Source organism: Moritella sp. F3, from assembly GCF_015082335.1.
Classification (GTDB): Bacteria; Pseudomonadota; Gammaproteobacteria; order Enterobacterales; family Moritellaceae; genus Moritella.
On record NZ_BLRL01000003.1, the window covers coordinates 131,649 to 148,150 of the forward strand.

Consider the following 16,502-nt stretch of genomic DNA (forward strand, 5'->3'; position numbering starts at 1 on the left):
TAAGTAATAGAAAGGAAATAACATGAGTAAAAATAGTTTATTATCAGAATCCGTTATTATTGATGTACCGTTTCATGATTGCGATCCGATGAATGTGGTCTGGCACGGTAATTATGCCCGTTACTTTGAAGTAGCACGCAGTGCGCTGTTACGTAAAATGAATTACGATTATGAAGATATGAGTAAATCAGGTTACGTGTGGCCAATTGTTGATATGCGCGTGAAATATATTGCTTCAGCACGTTATGCCCAGAAGATTAAAGTCGATGCGCATTTGGTTGAAGTTGAATCGCGTTTAAAAATGGAATATCTGGTTACCTGCGTAGAAACGGGTAAGAAGTTAACGAAAGCATCAACAGTGCAGTTAGCGGTAGACTTAGAAACACAGGAATTGCAATTTGTTACGCCTGCGGTATTTACTGACAAGCTACACGGTGAACTGAATGGGTAGTTGGTTACGACTACTGCTGTTAATGTCATTGGCCGGTAACGTGTTTGCTGCTGATGATGTTAGCGTTGCAAACTCAGGTCAGATACAACCGTCGGCAGCACCGCTCGATTTATTATCGCAGTTTAAACCGCTGACGATAGCCAGTGGTACATTCGTGCAAAACAAGTTTTTCACGGTACTCAAAAATCCGGTGATCTCAACAGGTGAGTTGTACTTAGATCAATCACTGGGTTTTGTGTGGCATACCAGTAAGCCGATTGAATCGACGATGCTGCTTAAAGGTGATGGACTTTTTACCATTGATCATCGTCAGCAACAGACCAAAATCAATAATGCCACGCCGATTGCGACGGTACTCATGAGTGCCTTATCTGGTGATCTTACTGCATTAGAAAGTCAATTTAGCCTAGCTGCTACATCACCTGCAAAAGCATCATCTGCTAGCCAAACTTGTATTGAGCTTACGCCAAAAGATGCGACGATAGCCAAAGTGATGCGCGTTATTGAATTGTGCGGCAGTGAAACTGTTGAGCACTTAGTCTTGTTTGAAACATCCGGTAATCGCACCGAGATAGCACTTAGTTTGACAGCGGTTGATGAACTGCCAAAGGCCATCCGTGAACAACTCTAGCATTAGCACGAGCAGTAACTGTAATAACCAAAGCCATGATAGTAACAACAGCCATAACAAGCTTGGCGTGAAGTTTTATCTATTGCAACTGATTGCCGTATTGCTGTTAGCGGGTTATCAATTGGGTTGGGGTCAATGGCAGATAGAGACAAACATCTTGTCTTTGTTACCACAAAATAGTCAAACACAGTCTAGTCAGAAGCATAATATTCAACAAGCAAAATCGGCGTTATTCCAACAAGCCAACCAGCGCGTATTAGTCGCGATTTCTGGCGAGCAGGCTGTACCAGCTTATAAGCAACTCACGAAAACGATCAGCACATTTGATGGCATCGAAAACGAAGCCATGACAGTGCCGGATATCAAGGATATTGTCACCTTCTATCAGCCTTACCGTGATAGCGTTATGACAGCGGACTATCAAGCTTTGCTAACAGATCCTCACGCCATTAATAACTTTGTGTTAGGTAAGTTGACGCAAGTTAGCGACCCATTTGTTAGCGGCAGTTTAGCGATTGCCCCACGCTTAAATTTGGCAGAGTTCTTAGCGACAGGCCTCGCGAAATTACAATCGTTTGAAACAGAACAAGGCATTATTGTCGTTAACCAAGACGGTTTAAAACATTACATCATGCCAATTAAAGTCGATGTAGATGGTTTCTCGGTTAAACAAACTCAAGCATTTTCGCAGCAATTACAAGCTGAGTTCAAGACATTAGAAAGCCAATTTGGTGTTAATGTGCTTTATAGCGGGGTTCTGTTTCATACTGCCGAGTCAAGTCAGCAAGCTGAATTTGAAATGTCGACGTTTGGGGTTACCTCACTGTTAGCCGTATTATTGATGATTTTAGCTGTATTTCGCAGCGCTAAACCGGTTAATTTAGCCTTGGTGGTATTAGCCATCTCGGTAGTTTATGGCTTAACGGCGGTAGTTACTTTATTCAATCAATTGCATCTACTTACGTTAGTTTTCGCTGTGACCTTAATTGGTATTGTGATTGATTACTGTTTTCATGCTTTTGTCAGTTTGAATACGACAGGCGGCATTAAATCGATTCGTACTGCGTTGTGCTTAGGCTTTATCACTACGGCATTGGGCTATGCGGCGTTAATCATGTCGCCATTATCCTTACTTAGCCAAGTGGCAGTATTCATGATTTTTGGTTTATTTGGCGCATTATTAACAGTGTTGCTATTACTGCCGTATTTGAACCTGAGTGGCAGAATTAGTGTTACGCCTCGTGTGTGGATTCTAACGGAAAAGTTAAATGTGTGGTTAAGCCGATTGCACCTGCAACGTCGAGTGATATTCACCGTGCTGAGCATCGCGTTAGTGAGTGTTGTTGTCATCGACGATATTAATTTTAATGATGATATTCGCTTACTTAATTCTAGTCCGGCATTTTTGATTGATAACGAGATCAACATGGCGAAGCTAATGGGTTACCAGCACAGTCAGCGTATTGTCATTAGCGCCGATGACAGTGAAACCTTGTTACAACGTCAAGAGGTCTTACTGGCTAAGTTAGCAGCTCAGCGCGACTTAAAGGTAAAAAGTATCGCGAGTTTATTGCCGTCAATAGCAAAGCAGCAGGCGAGTAATTCGCTACTCAAAAAGGCTGAAAAACAACAGTATTTTGAATTAGGTTTAGCTAATTTAGGCTTGCTGGATTCGGTTGATGATTTTACGCCATTAACGCTTGCTACATTTAATACTGGTCCGCTACAGGCGTTATCATCAATATATATTTATCAATATGAAACAGATGATGCGATGAGTAATACAAGCAATCGTAAATATGCACTTTGGGTTGAAACCTCTGGTGTCGCGCTAAATAGTGATTTACAGCACTGGATCGCAGCGCAAGTCGATATGAGTATTGATAACAAGCCAGCTGAAGTGACCGCCGCATTAAGCCATTATCGCCAAGCGCTATTCTTGCTGTTTGCGGGGGCTATATTAGTGGTGACGATTGTCTTGTGTTTACGCTTTGGCTTAGCGCAAGGTTTATTAGGTCTGCTCAGTATTGTGCTGAGTGCTGGTGGCGCTTTATTATTGACGCAATTGAGCTTAGGGCACCTTAATATCTTTAATTTGTTAGCTGTGTTGTTGATCCTTGCTTTAGCGATTGATTATGTGATCTTCTATCAAGAACATGGCTTACAGCGCAATACTGTTTTAGCGATTACTTTATCGGCTATTTCATCGGCCTTGGTATTTGGTGTGCTTGCACTAAGTGTGACGCCTGCGGTAGAAAGTTTTGGCTTAACTGTTATGTTTGGTATTTTATTGGTGTTTCTGCTTGCCCCTTTAAGTGCGAAAGCATTGACCCCTTTAATTGCAAAAAACACAGGTCCTTCAAGTATAGTAAGCCCGAGGTTAAAAAATGAAATTAAACCTAGCTAGACTAAGTGCTGTACGATCCTCGATGTTAGTTCTGACGATGTTAGTATTAACAGGCTGTATCAGCATGCCGCAAAGTCATTTAGTCACGATGGCGCCGAATGTGACCTTGCAGCTCACTGCGCCACCGAAAGCATTACAAATGCAGGGTAAGACACAACTAATCGAAGCCGAGTTTGATGGCGATACTCAGAGCTTATTAGCGCAGGTGGAATTTACCGAGACGCAGATTAAACTGGTGGCGATGACGCCTTCTGGTATTCCCTTGTTTGATGTATTGTGGAGTGTGGAAGATGACGCGGTTATCAACCAATATGTACCTGTGCCGGGATTAGACATCAGTTATGTGATTGCCGATCTGCAATGGGTTAACTGGCCGTTTTCACAATTACAGCTGGCGACAAATGGTACATTTACTCAAGCGTTTAATCATCACGTCGGTCAAGGCCGAGCGGATTGGACACGTACGTTAAGTCAAGATGGACAAGTCATTTTAACCGTCGATAAATTCGATAATCGCTATATCCTTAAGCATTTATTGCGTGATTATCAAATAACAATAACAGAATTAAGTAGGGTGTCTCTGTGAGTATCTGTCTAAAAGATTTTGGTGTGGTATGCGCACTCGGTGATTCAAAAGCCTCAGTAGCCGCTGGGCTGTTAACAGGAAGTCGAGATGGTTTAGTGCTTGATAGCGAGTTGCCAAATGCTGAGCCGCAGTATGTCGGTCGTGTAGCTGACTCGACTTTTGATAAAACAATAGTTGATAAAAAACAGACCCGTAATGATCAACTTGGTCAGTTAGCTTATTCACAAATTGCCGATACGCTTACGCCACTCATCGCTGAATTTGGTCAACAACGTATCGCAGTCGTGATCGGCACTAGTACGTCTGGTATTGAATATGGCGAGCAAGCATTAAAACAGAAGCTGGCCACGGGTGAATACCCAGATAATTACCATTACCGCATGCAAGAAATGGGTACCACGGCGCAGTTTATTGCGGACTTATGCCAAGCCAAAGGGCCTGTTTATAGCATTTCGACCGCTTGTTCATCGAGTGGTAAAGCCCTAGTCAGTGCGCAGGCATTACTGGATGCTGACTTAGCGGATGTGGTTATTGCCGGTGGTGTTGATAGTTTAGCGAAATTAACGGTTAATGGTTTTAAAGCATTAGCATCAACAGCGACAGCGCAGAATAATCCATTTGCGGCAAACCGTGATGGGATTAATATTGGTGAAGCGGCAGCCTTGTTTATCGTTACCAAAGAACAGGGTGGCATTCAGTTGCTAGGGGCGGCGGAAACCTCTGATGCTCACCATTTATCGGCGCCTCATCCTGAAGGCGAAGGCGCTCTGCGGGCGATGCGAATGGCATTGGCTGAAGCAAACTTGCAAGGTGAGCAAATCGATTATGTGAACTTACATGGTACGGGCACACCCAAGAATGATGACATGGAAGCAAAAGCTATGTTTAACGCCTGTGGTCGCGATGTATTGTGCGGGTCGACTAAGGGCATGACAGGACACACCTTAGGTGCCGCTGGTGCATTAGAGGCTGGCATCTGTTGGTTGTTATTACAGGATGAATACAACCCATTAAATAACGTACCCGCTAATGTTAGCGACGGTGAGGTTGATAGTAGCCTTGCGCAGATTAACTTAGCTAGCCGTAATGACGACATAGCGAATAACGCTAACAATAAATTGCAAACCTGCATGAGCAATTCATTTGCTTTTGGTGGTAACAATATCAGTCTAGTGATAGGAAGACAGCAGTGAGCACTATTTTAGCAGTAAATCAGTATCCAATCGCGGACGTATTACCGCATAGCGCGCCAATGATCTTACTGGATGAATTGGTGAGCTATGACGACGAAAATGTCAGCTGCCGCGTGACGATCACGCCAAGCCTACCTTTCTTTGATACTGGCAAGCAAGGCGTACCAAGTTATGTCGGTTGTGAATACATGGCGCAAACGATCGCTGCATACGGCGGTGCACATGCACTTGATGATGCGGGCGAAGTGAAAATCGGTTTTCTATTAGGCTCGCGTAAATATCACGCCGAAGTGGGGGTATTTAAACTCGCGCAGACCTTGCTAATAGAAGCCAAAAAACTAATTCAAGACGAATCAGGACTGTGTGTTTTTGATTGCGTTATAAAAGATGAAGAAAATGCGGTATTAGCACAAGCTAAAATCAATGTATTTCAACCGCAGGATCCAGCACAATTTTTAAAGGATAATCATGAGTAAACGTATTTTAGTAACTGGCTCAAGTCGTGGACTGGGTAAAGCGATCGCACTGCAATTAGCCAAAGACGGTTTTGATATTAGTGTGCATTGCCGTTCAGGCGTTGAAGCGGCGCAGGATACGTGTGCACAAATTGCGGAACTCGGTCAAGCGACTAGCTTGTTACAGTTTGATGTGTGCGATAGAGCCGCAGCAAAAGCAAGCATTGAAGCTGATATTGCTGCACATGGGGCTTACTATGGCGTAGTCTGTAATGCCGGTATAACTCGTGATATGGCGTTCCCATCAATGGAAGGCGAAGATTGGGATGACGTTATTCGTACGGGATTAGACGGATTCTATAATGTTATCCACCCAACTGTTATGCCTATGGTTCGTGCGAAACAAGGCGGTCGTATCGTTACAATGGCCTCTGTTTCAGGGATCATGGGCAACCGTGGTCAAGTGAACTATAGCGCAGCAAAAGGCGGGATCATCGCCGCATCAAAAGCGTTATCACTTGAGCTGGCAAAACGTAAGATCACGGTGAACTGTGTCGCGCCTGGTTTAATTGAATCTGACATGACCAATGATTTACCACTCGATGAAATCAAAAAAATGATCCCATTAAAGCGTATGGGCAAACCTGAAGAAGTGGCGGGCACGGTATCATTCCTGGTATCGGACTGTGCTGCCTATATCACTCGTCAAGTTATCTCTGTAAACGGTGGACTGATCTAATGAGAAGAGTTGTTGTAACGGGTATGTCTGCGATCACTGCGCTTGGCGATGATTGGACAACGTTTAAAGCTGGATTAGAGAAGGGCGAAAATGCCGTTAAAGTGATGCCTGAATGGGATTACCTTGACGGTCTGAATACCCGTTTAGCTGCGCCGGTATTACATTTTGAAAAACCAAAACATTACAAGCGCAAGCAAGTGCGCTCGATGGGACGTGTATCGTTAATGTCGACGCGGGCAACGGAATTAGCGCTAGAGCAAGCACAGTTATTAGACCATCCAGCATTAACCGATGGCCGCACAGGTATTTCATATGGTTCATCTGTGGGTTCTACTGAGCCGCTAGTTAACTTTAGTCGGATGATGGACACTGGCAATATGTCAGGCGTGACTGCGACAAGTTATATTCAAACTATGTCACACACTGCACCTGTGAATGTTGGCGTATTCTTTGGTTTGACTGGTCGTGTTATTACGACGAGTTCTGCTTGTACATCTGGTTCGCAAGGCATTGGTTATGCCTATGAAGCGATTAAGTTTGGCCGTCAAGATTTAATGGTTGCTGGTGGCGCTGAAGAGCTGTGCATTACCGAAGCGGCAGTGTTTGATACCTTGTATGCAACCAGTGTTAAAAACGACACGCCAGCGCTGACACCACGCCCATTTGATAAAGACCGTGATGGTCTGGTTATTGGCGAAGGTGCTTGTACGTTGATTTTAGAAGAACTAGAGCATGCACTTGCACGTGGTGCGACGATTTATGCTGAAATCATTGGTTTTGGTTGTAACTCCGATGGTAAACACGTAACCCAACCAACCGCCGAAACAATGCAGATTGCCATCGAGCAAGCAGTGCAAGACGCTAATATTGATATTGCTGAAATTGGTTATGTGTGCGCGCACGGCACTGCGACAGATCGAGGTGATATTGCCGAAACCAATGCCACAGCCAATGCGCTAGGTAAAAAACCAATTAGCTCACTAAAAAGCTACCTTGGACATACCTTAGGTGCCTGTGGCGCGATTGAAGCGTGGGCATCAATCAATATGATGCAAGACAACTGGTTTGCCCCAACGATTAATCTGGACAGTATTGCTGAAGAGTGTGGTGATTTGGATTATATTCGCGGTGAAGGTCGTGAAATTAACACTGATGTTGTGATGAGCAATAACTTTGCATTTGGTGGTATTAACACATCATTGTTATTTAAACGTTGGCAGGGCTAGTCTTAAATTAGTCTTGAAGACAACGTATAAAAGCTGAAGAAAAACGCGTCCGACTTTCATTAAGTGGCGCGTTTTTTATTCTTAGCTAACCTACTAAATCTAGCTAACCCATTAAATATGTTCAGTTAAGAAGTTAATGACATAGTCACTCGCTGCTTCACTATCAGGGCAGTGACCGACCTTACCAAAAAATGCGGTTTCACCTTGTGATGATAATGCTGCCGTTTTCTTTATATCACTAGGCATCGCCACCGGATCTTTATTGGTATTAATGGCTAATAGTGGCGTATCTATTCGCGCTTTACCATCAAAGTAACCACGTGTGGCCAGTGAATATTTAGCTGCGTTATTCATGTAATAATCCCTATCACTCGGGTCGCCACCTAAACGTGCGGTCAACGCGTCTACTGACATCGCTGGAATGAAGTCGAGTAATTTGTGGTTTGTTAACGGTCCATCCACCAGGGAACAGCGTGCTACCACAGCTTTGAGCTTTGGTTCGTTAAGGGCAAATTCAAGCAGGGCAGGGCCGCTACCAGAAGATCCTAATACACCAATACGATCAGCGTTGATATTGTCATTCTGTTGTAAAAATTTAAATGCCGCGTTATGAGAACTATCCAGTTCGCCAACCGTTAATGCATGTTTGTAATCTAATCCGCCGCCAGGCATATCAAAAGTTAATACCGCATAACCCTGTGCATTTAATTTCAGTACTGATGTGTGGTGTTCTATCAGGGTTTTATCGACACCGCCAGACCAGATTACCGCGGGCAGGTTAGTGCCTTGTGCTGGTAAATGTAAGATGCCCGGCACCGTAGTCCCATCGGCTAACGGCAGGCGTACTAGCTCTACATAATCACCGGTGAGTTGCAGTGATTTAACGTAGCTATTTACCGCGTTATCTAACGCTAAAATTTCATTCGGACGTTTCAAATTCGGGTAGCTAGCAATAAGGTACATGGTGGATGCTTTCATGTAGGCTTTTGCTGACGCTTCAGGGTCTTTTAATTGCTGCGCCTGCTGCAGTAATAAGTCTGCCGCTTGCGAGAATTCATAGGTCCAAAATGTAGGTGAATTCAGGTTTTCTGCATCTCTTAATTTACTGTCACTGTGGATGCTTTCTAACACTTTTTTGATTTCTATTTCAGCTAAACCTGCTTTGGTCCAATCTTCAAAGCGTAAACCGCGATAAAAGTCTTGCTGGATCTCGTCTAAGTTATTCTTAAAACTAGAGTGGCTAGCGATATTGGTTTCTGTTGTTTGTGCTTGAGCCGTTAATGACATTATTGGAGTGAACATTGACGACAAGAGTAATGGTAAGAGTAATTTTTTCATTATAATTATATGCCTATCCTTAGGTGTTATGATTATTATAGTCACTTTAATGTAGAATTTTTGTCGTGATGCTGACTGTATTTATAAGTAAAAAGAAAAAATTTATGAGCATGAGTAAAAATGTTTTTGGACAAATCTAATTTACTGTAGACTTATCGCATATATTTTCAGGGTTTAGAGATACGTAATGGAATCATTCGATAAAATATACCATCGAGCTGTAGAGCGTAAGGGTGGAGAGCAAGCACTCGCGTATTTGCTATCGCAGCCACTGACAAACGATGAGCTGGTTAAAGTGACGGACAGCGATGTATTGGCTGAATTTACTCGCGCGATCTTTAAATCAGGCTTTGTATGGCGAATTATTGAAATTAAGTGGTCCGGCTTTGAAGAAGTGTTCTGGGGCTTCGATATTGATAAATTGATCTTAATGCCAGATGACATGCTAGAACGCAAAGCGGCTGATACTAAAATTATTCGTAATTACACGAAAGTAAAAACAGTGCGTGATAATGCGATGTGGCTGAAAGATATCTGTGAAGAACACGGTTCAGTCTCTGAGTGGTTAGCACAATGGCCTGCAGATGATGTAGTCGGTTTGTGGCAATACATGAAAAAACACGGCAGTCGTTTAGGGGGGAATACCGGGCCTTACGCACTGCGTCGACTCGGTAAAGATACCTTTATTTTGAGCTCTGATGTGGAAGCTTATTTCCGTGGTCATCAACTTATCGATGGCGGATTGATGACAAAACGTAGTTTGACGACGATCCAGGACGCCTTTAATCAATGGCAAAAACAGTCAGGCTATAGTCTACAAGAGCTAAGCCAAATTATTGCGTATTCAGTGGGTGACAACCGTGTCGGTTTTAGTGCTGGGACTGTTGGTGACGAGAAAGAGAGTGAAAGTAATGAATAAGTTAATGGTTACCCTGTTATTGTTGTGCGCATCAGTATTTCCAGCACAAGCGCTGACGGTTAAGTTTAGTGAAGCAGAACTACAAGAACGAGTCTCTAATGAGATGCCGTTAATAAAGAAAACGGCTTTTATGACGGTAGAGTTAACCAATCCGATATTGACGCTCGCGAAAGATAAAAACGAAATTGAATTACAGCTAAACGTTAAACTGTTAATGGGTGAGTTAACGAATAAAGGCTATGCTCGCCTTACTGGTTCATTACGTTATAAAGCTGAAGATGCTGCATTTTATGTCACCAATATGCAAGTGCATGAAGTGCGAGTTGAAGGTATGCCGGAGTTTTTTACTCCGCAAGTCAAACAAATGGCGGAGCAGGTGGTTAATCCGGTATTGGATAAAATGCCGATTTATAAACTCAAAGATGACTTAACGCAAACCATGGTTAAAGCGGTATTAGAATCAATTGAAGTGCATAACAAAACCTTAATAGCGACGCTTAAAGTTATTTAACCATTACAGCAGCGTATCATTAATGATAAAAATACCGCGTAGCATGATGCTAAGCGGTATTTTTTTATCTGTAATTCTGAGTACAGCAATAATATTATTGTGATCTGCATCATGTTTTGTTATTATCCCTATAGAGGTACTTTAGGTCGTTGGTTTAACCAACTCTATTGTTCTCGAGAATCTGATTTCTAAAGTAAGGATATTTTATTTTGACAATTCAAGAGTCTACACCGAGCCGATATTGTGCTGAACAGAGCGAAAGTAACGTTCAACAAGTTAACTGCAAAGGTGACAAGATCGAAAATATTGCACAGCTGTTGATGCATTTAGGCATGGGCGACATTAAGGACAAATGTGATGACTGTGATATTGAGACCCGTAACGCTTGTTTAGCCAAACCATCTCAAATCGAATCAAAGGGAGTTAGCTTATTTTAAGCTGGTTTTCGCGAGTATATCTGCGGTAGTCATAAATCGATAGTAATAAGTAGATAGTAATCACTCGATGTTAGTAACGAATAGGCCCTGTATAAACAGGGCCTATTGCGTTTAGTTCATCAGTAAAGCATTACAGTTTAAACACACCAACCATATCACCAAGGCGTATAGATAGATCACGTAGTTCGTGACTCGATGTCGCTAAACCTTCAGCTGTATCAGCAGTGCATTGAGTAATGTCATTAATTTCAACAATATTCTGGTTGATCTCATTCACTACCGTTGATTGTTCTTCTGTTGCCGTTGCTACTTGGGTATTCATGTCCGAGATCAAGCATATACGTTCACCAATAGACACTAGGGCTGCCGAAGTATCCGTTGTCGCGATGGTACCTTGTGTGGTTAACTCACGGCTTTTCAGCATTGCCGCAACAGCACTTGTCGCTTCATTTTGTAAGTTATCAATCATGGTTTGAATTTCATTCGTTGATTGCGCTGTGCGGCTGGCTAAATTACGTACCTCATCAGCAACGACGGCAAAACCACGACCTTGTTCACCAGCTCGAGCAGCTTCAATTGCGGCATTTAAAGCCAGCAAGTTAGTTTGTGCAGAGATACTGCTAATCACTTCTAAAATACTACCAATCGCTTGGGTATTGTTGGCTAATGAGTCGATAACCTGGCTCACTTCATCAACATCGCCAGCTAGCTGGTGGATAACATTGCTAGCTTGAGAAACAACAAGCTGACCATTACGTGTGTCTGCTTCAGCGCTTTGGGCCTCACCTGCAGCACTTGATGCATTACCAGCAATTTCATTAACCGTTGCGCCCATTTCATTAATCGCGGTAACAACAAGGAAAGTACGGTCGCGTTGTTCATGGCTATTATCTAAGGTAATTTGCGCTTGCTTAGCTACTTCAGTCGCTGCGCTTTGCAATGCTTCACCTGTGCGTGATACTTCTTGCATTGATGAATGGATCTTGGTGATAAAGCTATTGAAACCTAATGATAGTTGGGCTATTTCATCATTGCCTTGAATATCGATACGTTGGCGTAAGTCGCCGTCACCATTACCGAGTTCAGAAAACACAGCTGCGATACGTTGAATAGGACGCGTGATGGTATTGCCTAACCAGATAGCAATGAAAGTGAAGGCAAGGGCAATCGCCAACGTCCATAACATGATCTTATTGTTCGCTTGTGACAAGGTTGCGAATGCTTCTTCGGTCGGCAATTCGGCGATCACGTACCAATCCATTGATGGAATATAGCTACTGGCTATATGCGTATCACGACCTGAAACTACCGCTTCACTCATGTTAAAGGCACTTTTTTGTAATAGCGTAGATGCTATATCTCGGCTATATAAGCTGCTTATGTCTGTTTTACCTATTTTGTTATTATCTTTGTGTAAGCGCACGGTACCATTTGCATCAACTAAGTATACAAAACCAGTTTGCTCTAGCTTGAATTGGTTAATAAAATCAACCATGTCATCAAGTGATTTAGATAAACCAGCCATGCCTAGGCCATTGAGCTGCTGATAATTAATAAATAGCTTGGTTTCGCCAGTTGATTCTTTAAAAATGCTCACCGATTGTGGTTTATTACTGTTGGTAAAATCATAGAACCAGCTATCTTGTTGGTGATTTAGTTGACGTAAAAACCCATCTTGGTTCCAATAGTTACCATTTGTGCGGTTAGCAACTGAAGCATCAATGAGTTGGTATTGATTTTTAACATCATTCAATGTTTGGACTAATTGCTGTTCTTGTTGTGGCGTTGTCGTGTTATCAAGGCGCTCTAACATAAAGCGGTTGCTGGCTAACTGCTCTGCCGCTTGTTGTATGGTCGAAATTTCTTTATCAACCTCATTACGTATCTGCATTAATTTTGCTGGTAATTCAGATGTCGTTAAACGTGTTTCAATAACGTCTTTGGCTAGGTTCTGACTGACAAAACCAACGAGTAAGGTCGCGGTTATCACCGCACTGATCATGGTGATGATCAGTTTTTGTTTAATGCTAAATTGACTGAAATTCATGGGGTTGCTGTCCTAGCCTAGAAATAATAAAAGTTTAACCACTATAATTAAAATTAAATTATTATAATTTAATTTTAACATAATACGTTAATAATCAGGTTAACGGCTGAGTTTGTGAAACCTTTAGTTATATAAATCAACTTTAACCCTATTTTTAATTAATTAAGCGCCTGAGTGTTTAAAAAATGGCATTTTTATAGTATAAGGGCGGGTTGAATTAAGAATATCCCCTAATTAGGAACTAAAAATGTCTAAAATGTTTTTCAAAGGTCGTATTGACGCAAGACTAAATCACGTTAAAGCTGGCTATAACACTAACCGTGATATTAAATTGGGGTCGGAAGAATCGCCTTTAAACTTGATCGTTCAAACAGCAGAGCGTCAAACTGAAATTGAAGCAATTTTAGCGGAAACAAAATTAGTTGCGAACATTGAAGTAAATGCAGATAAAGAAGAAAACATCCGTGATTTAGACGGTATGTTGAATAAGCCAAAAACAACGGTATTCGAAAAGAAACCTAATCGTAACGATCTTTGCTCATGTGGTAGTGGTAAAAAGTACAAAAAATGTTGTGCATAATTTGATTTATGCATAATTTACTTTAGTATTTAAACTATATATTATTAAGCTCTTAATTATTTGATTAAGGGCTTTTTTTATCGCTGCCACTTAATCTTCATTACTGCCGGATATTGCGGATATACGCCTGTTTTACCGGTAACATAAACCACTTAATTTGCCATATCGCCACTGACTAAATCAATACTATTAATATGCACCCATGTTACTAAAATTACGCTCATATAAATAAGGAGATCTATATGAGTTTGTTGTATTTTTTTTGGTGGCTAGCGTCTATCAACTAGCTCGTACAGCACAGTTGCTGACAAGGATGCATAGAAGATTGAATATAAGTCAGCCTGGCAGGGGTGAAAAGAGTGATTGTACATTTAAGTAATGTTTCTTTATATTCAGTCTTTTGCATAAAAATAGCCTTACTCACGACTAACGTGGTAAGGCTATTTTTTTAGTCTCATCGATTTAAAGCATACCTAAACTATGCCTAAGTTTTGTTTTAATCGTTTCAAGTAGCGACGGCTAACGGGGATCATTTGACCACTGTTGGTCATTATTTCAGCCAAACCGTTGTCTAATAACTGGATCTCTTTAATTGCTTTTAAATTGACTAGATATTGGCGATGACAGCGAATCAAAGGCGTTTTCTCTTCCAGCACTTTCAGCGTTAGCTGACTGGTCGCATTTTGCTGGCCGGTATTTATGCACACCCCAGACAGTCCACTGTGGGCAAACTCAATATCCTGGATCGCGATAATCAAAATACGATTGTGACCAATGCAAGGTACATGTTCTAACTGTGCCTGCGTGATCGCATCATAATTTACTTGCTCGGTTGATTTTACCAAGCGTTCTACGGTTTTTTTAAGGCGGGCTGGGTCAACCGGTTTTAGCAAATAATCAAAGGCATTTTCTTCAAACGCCTGAACGGCATATTGATCGTAGGCTGTTGAAAAAACAACTTTCGGCATGGTGTCAGTATTTAACATCGACAACATCTCGATACCGGTTATTTGTGGCATCTGAATGTCTAAAAATATAATGTCAGGTTTATATTTATTGATTAATTGTAACCCTTCAATTGCATTTTCTGCTTGTTGAATTACCTGAATCTTTTTGGTTTCATGTAATAATTCGATTAACTCTTCACGGGCATACTGTTCGTCGTCAATGACAATAGCGTTAAGCATGAGTTAGTTTTCCTTATTCGTTGTTAGCGTGCTTGTAGGCAGCAAAAATGATACTTGGGTCAGCTTATTCTTGGTTGTTGCTATTTGCAGGCTCGAGCGCTCATTAAAATGATTAACGAGTCTTTTGTCTACAATTTTAAGTCCTAACCCCGTTGATTCTTCTTGGTTCATGACAAATGTCCCTGCATTGTCAGTGACAAAAATACGTGTTCCTTCAGTCGTTTTATGGCTGTATATTTCTAACTTACCAGCGCTTAACATGGTTGAAATACCGTGCTTAATGGCATTTTCAATCAGCGGTTGCAGCGTAAACGTCGGTAGTTTTATATCCATTAATGCGGGATCGATATCAACGCTTACACGTAATCGATTTGTCAGTCTTGCTTGTTCTATCGTGAGATAGGCATTTACATGAGACAACTCCTCGCGCAAGCTGACGGATTCAATATTTTGCTTTAGGTTTTTACGGAAAAATTGTGAGAGATGCTGTATTAATACTCTCGCTTTTTCAGGTTCACGACGTGTTACTGCACTGATCGTCGTCAATGCATTGAACAAGAAGTGCGGATTAACTTGGGCGTGTAATAGTTTCAGCTCTGCTTGTGTTAATAATGTCTGCTGCTGTTGGTAGTGACCCAATAATATCTGACTCGATAGCAGTTGTGCGATACCTTCAGCCATCGATATATTGATGTTAGACAGTAGTTTTCGACGTGCTTCATAGAGTTTTATGGTGCCGACTACTTTGTTATCACCATTGCGTAATGGCAGGATGATCGCAGTTCCTAGGCGACACCGTTGGTTAATGTTGCATTGGTAGGTATCGGCGTTTGTGTTTAAATCTATAATACGGTTTTCATCGATGGTTTGCTGAGTGGAGCTAGATATAGGCACATTAGCATGATGGTGTTGTTCGCCGATGCCGATAAACGCTAAGATATTCTTGGTGTCCGTGATGGCGATAGCGCCGACATTGGTTTCTTCATGAATGATGCGGGCAATTGTTTGCGCGCTATCAGTATTGAGCCCTTGATTGAGAATTCCCACACTGCGATCGGCAATTCTAAGGGCGCGTTGTGAAAAAGCCGTTGAGTATTTTTCATAAATAGACTTTCTATCTTCAATAATACTCATGAATAACACCGCGCCGATGGTATTGGCTAAGATCATGGGTAATGCGACCTTACTGACTAAGTCATAGGCTTGTTGATAAGGTTCTGCGACAGCCAGTATTATCGCCATTTGGGTGAGCTCTGCAAATAAGGTAATAAGGAAGATCACTTGCGGTTTGAATAAGTAATTTATCTTATTCTGGCGTAATAAATAGACATGCAGTAAGCCACCGATAAGTCCTTCTACAGACGTTGAAATAGCACAAGCTACATCGGTAAACCCACCCATGAAGTAACGATGTATCCCACCAGTCATACCAACTGCTAATCCTACTATTGGGCCGCCAAACAGTCCCCCCATGACAGCACCTATGGCACGCGTATTGGCGATTGCATCTTCATATTGCAGACCAAAATAACTGCCCATGATACAAAATATCGAAAATATTAAGTAACAGCTAAACTTATGTTCCCAGCGTGAGGATATGTTTAACAAAGGCATAAAGATTGGCGTTTTGCTAAGGAGATAAGCAAAGACGAGGTAAACACACATTTGTTGTAATAGAGAGGGGATTAATTCCATAATTACATCTCAAATATTTAGTGATAACAAACAGTAACGGTGCTTATTAAATTATTAAGCCTGAGTTAAAAAATTAAATACGCTGTTTATTCATGAGTGA

16 protein-coding genes are annotated in these 16,502 nt (G+C 41.8%); 12 read left to right on the plus strand and 4 right to left on the minus strand.

The window, feature by feature from the left end; all coding sequences use genetic code 11:
* Window positions 1-22 precede the first annotated feature (22 nt).
* Genes JFU56_RS06850 through JFU56_RS06885 form a run of 8 tightly spaced genes read left to right on the plus strand, consistent with a single transcriptional unit; the run spans window position 23 to window position 7,688 of the window.
* Window positions 23-451: a thioesterase family protein gene (locus JFU56_RS06850; RefSeq protein ID WP_198436556.1), complete on the plus strand. Its 429-nt coding sequence runs from the start codon at window positions 23-25 to the stop codon at window positions 449-451.
* Window positions 444-1,082, plus strand: a complete 639-nt coding sequence (locus tag JFU56_RS06855; protein WP_198436557.1) for an outer membrane lipoprotein carrier protein LolA — start codon at window positions 444-446, stop codon at window positions 1,080-1,082. Before JFU56_RS06850 ends, JFU56_RS06855 begins: the two co-directional genes overlap by 8 nt.
* Window positions 1,069-3,489 carry an MMPL family transporter gene (locus JFU56_RS06860; RefSeq protein WP_242065893.1) on the plus strand — a complete coding sequence of 807 codons (2,421 nt, stop codon included), beginning with the start codon at window positions 1,069-1,071 and terminating at the stop codon, window positions 3,487-3,489. Before JFU56_RS06855 ends, JFU56_RS06860 begins: the two co-directional genes overlap by 14 nt.
* Window positions 3,470-4,075, plus strand: a complete 606-nt coding sequence (locus JFU56_RS06865; protein WP_198436558.1) for a DUF3261 domain-containing protein — start codon at window positions 3,470-3,472, stop codon at window positions 4,073-4,075. Before JFU56_RS06860 ends, JFU56_RS06865 begins: the two co-directional genes overlap by 20 nt.
* Window positions 4,072-5,268 (plus strand): beta-ketoacyl-ACP synthase, encoded by a 1,197-nt coding sequence (locus tag JFU56_RS06870; protein ID WP_198436559.1) that lies wholly within the window; start codon window positions 4,072-4,074, stop codon window positions 5,266-5,268. The genes JFU56_RS06865 and JFU56_RS06870 overlap by 4 nt, the downstream gene beginning before the upstream one ends.
* On the plus strand, window positions 5,265-5,744 hold the full coding sequence (locus JFU56_RS06875; protein ID WP_374221038.1) for a 3-hydroxylacyl-ACP dehydratase: 480 nt from the start codon (window positions 5,265-5,267) through the stop codon (window positions 5,742-5,744). Before JFU56_RS06870 ends, JFU56_RS06875 begins: the two co-directional genes overlap by 4 nt.
* Window positions 5,737-6,462 (plus strand): 3-oxoacyl-ACP reductase FabG, encoded by a 726-nt coding sequence (gene fabG / locus JFU56_RS06880; protein ID WP_198436560.1) that lies wholly within the window; start codon window positions 5,737-5,739, stop codon window positions 6,460-6,462. The genes JFU56_RS06875 and fabG overlap by 8 nt, the downstream gene beginning before the upstream one ends.
* On the plus strand, window positions 6,462-7,688 hold the full coding sequence (locus JFU56_RS06885) for a beta-ketoacyl-ACP synthase (RefSeq protein ID WP_198436561.1): 1,227 nt from the start codon (window positions 6,462-6,464) through the stop codon (window positions 7,686-7,688). The genes fabG and JFU56_RS06885 overlap by 1 nt, the downstream gene beginning before the upstream one ends.
* A 111-nt stretch (window positions 7,689-7,799) precedes the next feature.
* Here the strand turns inward: JFU56_RS06885 and JFU56_RS06890 are convergent, their stop codons facing one another.
* The gene (locus JFU56_RS06890) at window positions 7,800-9,026 is read right to left on the minus strand and encodes an alpha/beta hydrolase (protein WP_198436562.1); all 1,227 of its coding nucleotides are present in this window, start codon (window positions 9,024-9,026) and stop codon (window positions 7,800-7,802) included.
* A gap of 187 nt (window positions 9,027-9,213) precedes the next feature.
* Between JFU56_RS06890 and JFU56_RS06895 the strand changes: the two genes are divergently transcribed.
* The 3 genes from JFU56_RS06895 (at window position 9,214) to JFU56_RS06905 (ending at window position 10,893) form a co-directional block, all read left to right on the plus strand.
* Window positions 9,214-9,945 (plus strand): DNA-3-methyladenine glycosylase I, encoded by a 732-nt coding sequence (locus JFU56_RS06895; RefSeq protein WP_198436563.1) that lies wholly within the window; start codon window positions 9,214-9,216, stop codon window positions 9,943-9,945.
* Window positions 9,938-10,456, plus strand: coding sequence for a DUF1439 domain-containing protein (locus JFU56_RS06900; protein WP_198436564.1), 519 nt, complete (start codon window positions 9,938-9,940; stop codon window positions 10,454-10,456). The genes JFU56_RS06895 and JFU56_RS06900 overlap by 8 nt, the downstream gene beginning before the upstream one ends.
* Window positions 10,457-10,665: 209 nt before the next feature.
* A complete protein-coding gene (locus tag JFU56_RS06905) occupies window positions 10,666-10,893 on the plus strand; it encodes a hypothetical protein (protein ID WP_242065894.1) in 228 nt (75 codons plus the stop codon).
* A 130-nt stretch (window positions 10,894-11,023) separates the two neighbouring features.
* Here the strand turns inward: JFU56_RS06905 and JFU56_RS06910 are convergent, their stop codons facing one another.
* Entirely contained in the window at window positions 11,024-12,940 is a 1,917-nt protein-coding gene (locus tag JFU56_RS06910) for a methyl-accepting chemotaxis protein (protein ID WP_198436565.1), read from the minus strand.
* A gap of 247 nt (window positions 12,941-13,187) precedes the next feature.
* On the opposite strand from JFU56_RS06910, the gene JFU56_RS06915 reads away from it, so the two are divergent.
* Window positions 13,188-13,520 (plus strand): PBPRA1643 family SWIM/SEC-C metal-binding motif protein, encoded by a 333-nt coding sequence (locus JFU56_RS06915; RefSeq protein ID WP_198436566.1) that lies wholly within the window; start codon window positions 13,188-13,190, stop codon window positions 13,518-13,520.
* 473 nt (window positions 13,521-13,993) lie between these two features.
* On the opposite strand, the gene btsR is transcribed toward JFU56_RS06915, so the two are convergent.
* On the minus strand, window positions 13,994-14,707 hold the full coding sequence (btsR, locus tag JFU56_RS06920) for a two-component system response regulator BtsR (RefSeq protein ID WP_198436567.1): 714 nt from the start codon (window positions 14,705-14,707) through the stop codon (window positions 13,994-13,996).
* A 3-nt stretch (window positions 14,708-14,710) separates the two neighbouring features.
* Window positions 14,711-16,402 carry a sensor histidine kinase gene (locus JFU56_RS06925; RefSeq protein WP_242065895.1) on the minus strand — a complete coding sequence of 564 codons (1,692 nt, stop codon included), beginning with the start codon at window positions 16,400-16,402 and terminating at the stop codon, window positions 14,711-14,713.
* Window positions 16,403-16,502 lie beyond the last annotated feature (100 nt).

Bases quoted from the DNA above. Each gene is read 5' to 3' on its own strand.
- JFU56_RS06850 (WP_198436556.1), top strand. From the start codon at position 23: ATGAGTAAAAATAGTTTATTATCAGAATCCGTTATTATTGATGTACCG.
- JFU56_RS06855 (WP_198436557.1), top strand. From the start codon at position 444: ATGGGTAGTTGGTTACGACTACTGCTGTTAATGTCATTGGCCGGTAAC.
- JFU56_RS06865 (WP_198436558.1), top strand. From the start codon at position 3,470: ATGAAATTAAACCTAGCTAGACTAAGTGCTGTACGATCCTCGATGTTA.
- fabG (WP_198436560.1), top strand. From the start codon at position 5,737: ATGAGTAAACGTATTTTAGTAACTGGCTCAAGTCGTGGACTGGGTAAA.
- JFU56_RS06885 (WP_198436561.1), top strand. From the start codon at position 6,462: ATGAGAAGAGTTGTTGTAACGGGTATGTCTGCGATCACTGCGCTTGGC.
- JFU56_RS06890 (WP_198436562.1), bottom strand. From the start codon at position 9,026: ATGAAAAAATTACTCTTACCATTACTCTTGTCGTCAATGTTCACTCCA.
- JFU56_RS06895 (WP_198436563.1), top strand. From the start codon at position 9,214: ATGGAATCATTCGATAAAATATACCATCGAGCTGTAGAGCGTAAGGGT.
- JFU56_RS06900 (WP_198436564.1), top strand. From the start codon at position 9,938: ATGAATAAGTTAATGGTTACCCTGTTATTGTTGTGCGCATCAGTATTT.
- JFU56_RS06910 (WP_198436565.1), bottom strand. From the start codon at position 12,940: ATGAATTTCAGTCAATTTAGCATTAAACAAAAACTGATCATCACCATG.
- JFU56_RS06915 (WP_198436566.1), top strand. From the start codon at position 13,188: ATGTCTAAAATGTTTTTCAAAGGTCGTATTGACGCAAGACTAAATCAC.
- btsR (WP_198436567.1), bottom strand. From the start codon at position 14,707: ATGCTTAACGCTATTGTCATTGACGACGAACAGTATGCCCGTGAAGAG.
- JFU56_RS06925 (WP_242065895.1), bottom strand. From the start codon at position 16,402: ATGGAATTAATCCCCTCTCTATTACAACAAATGTGTGTTTACCTCGTC.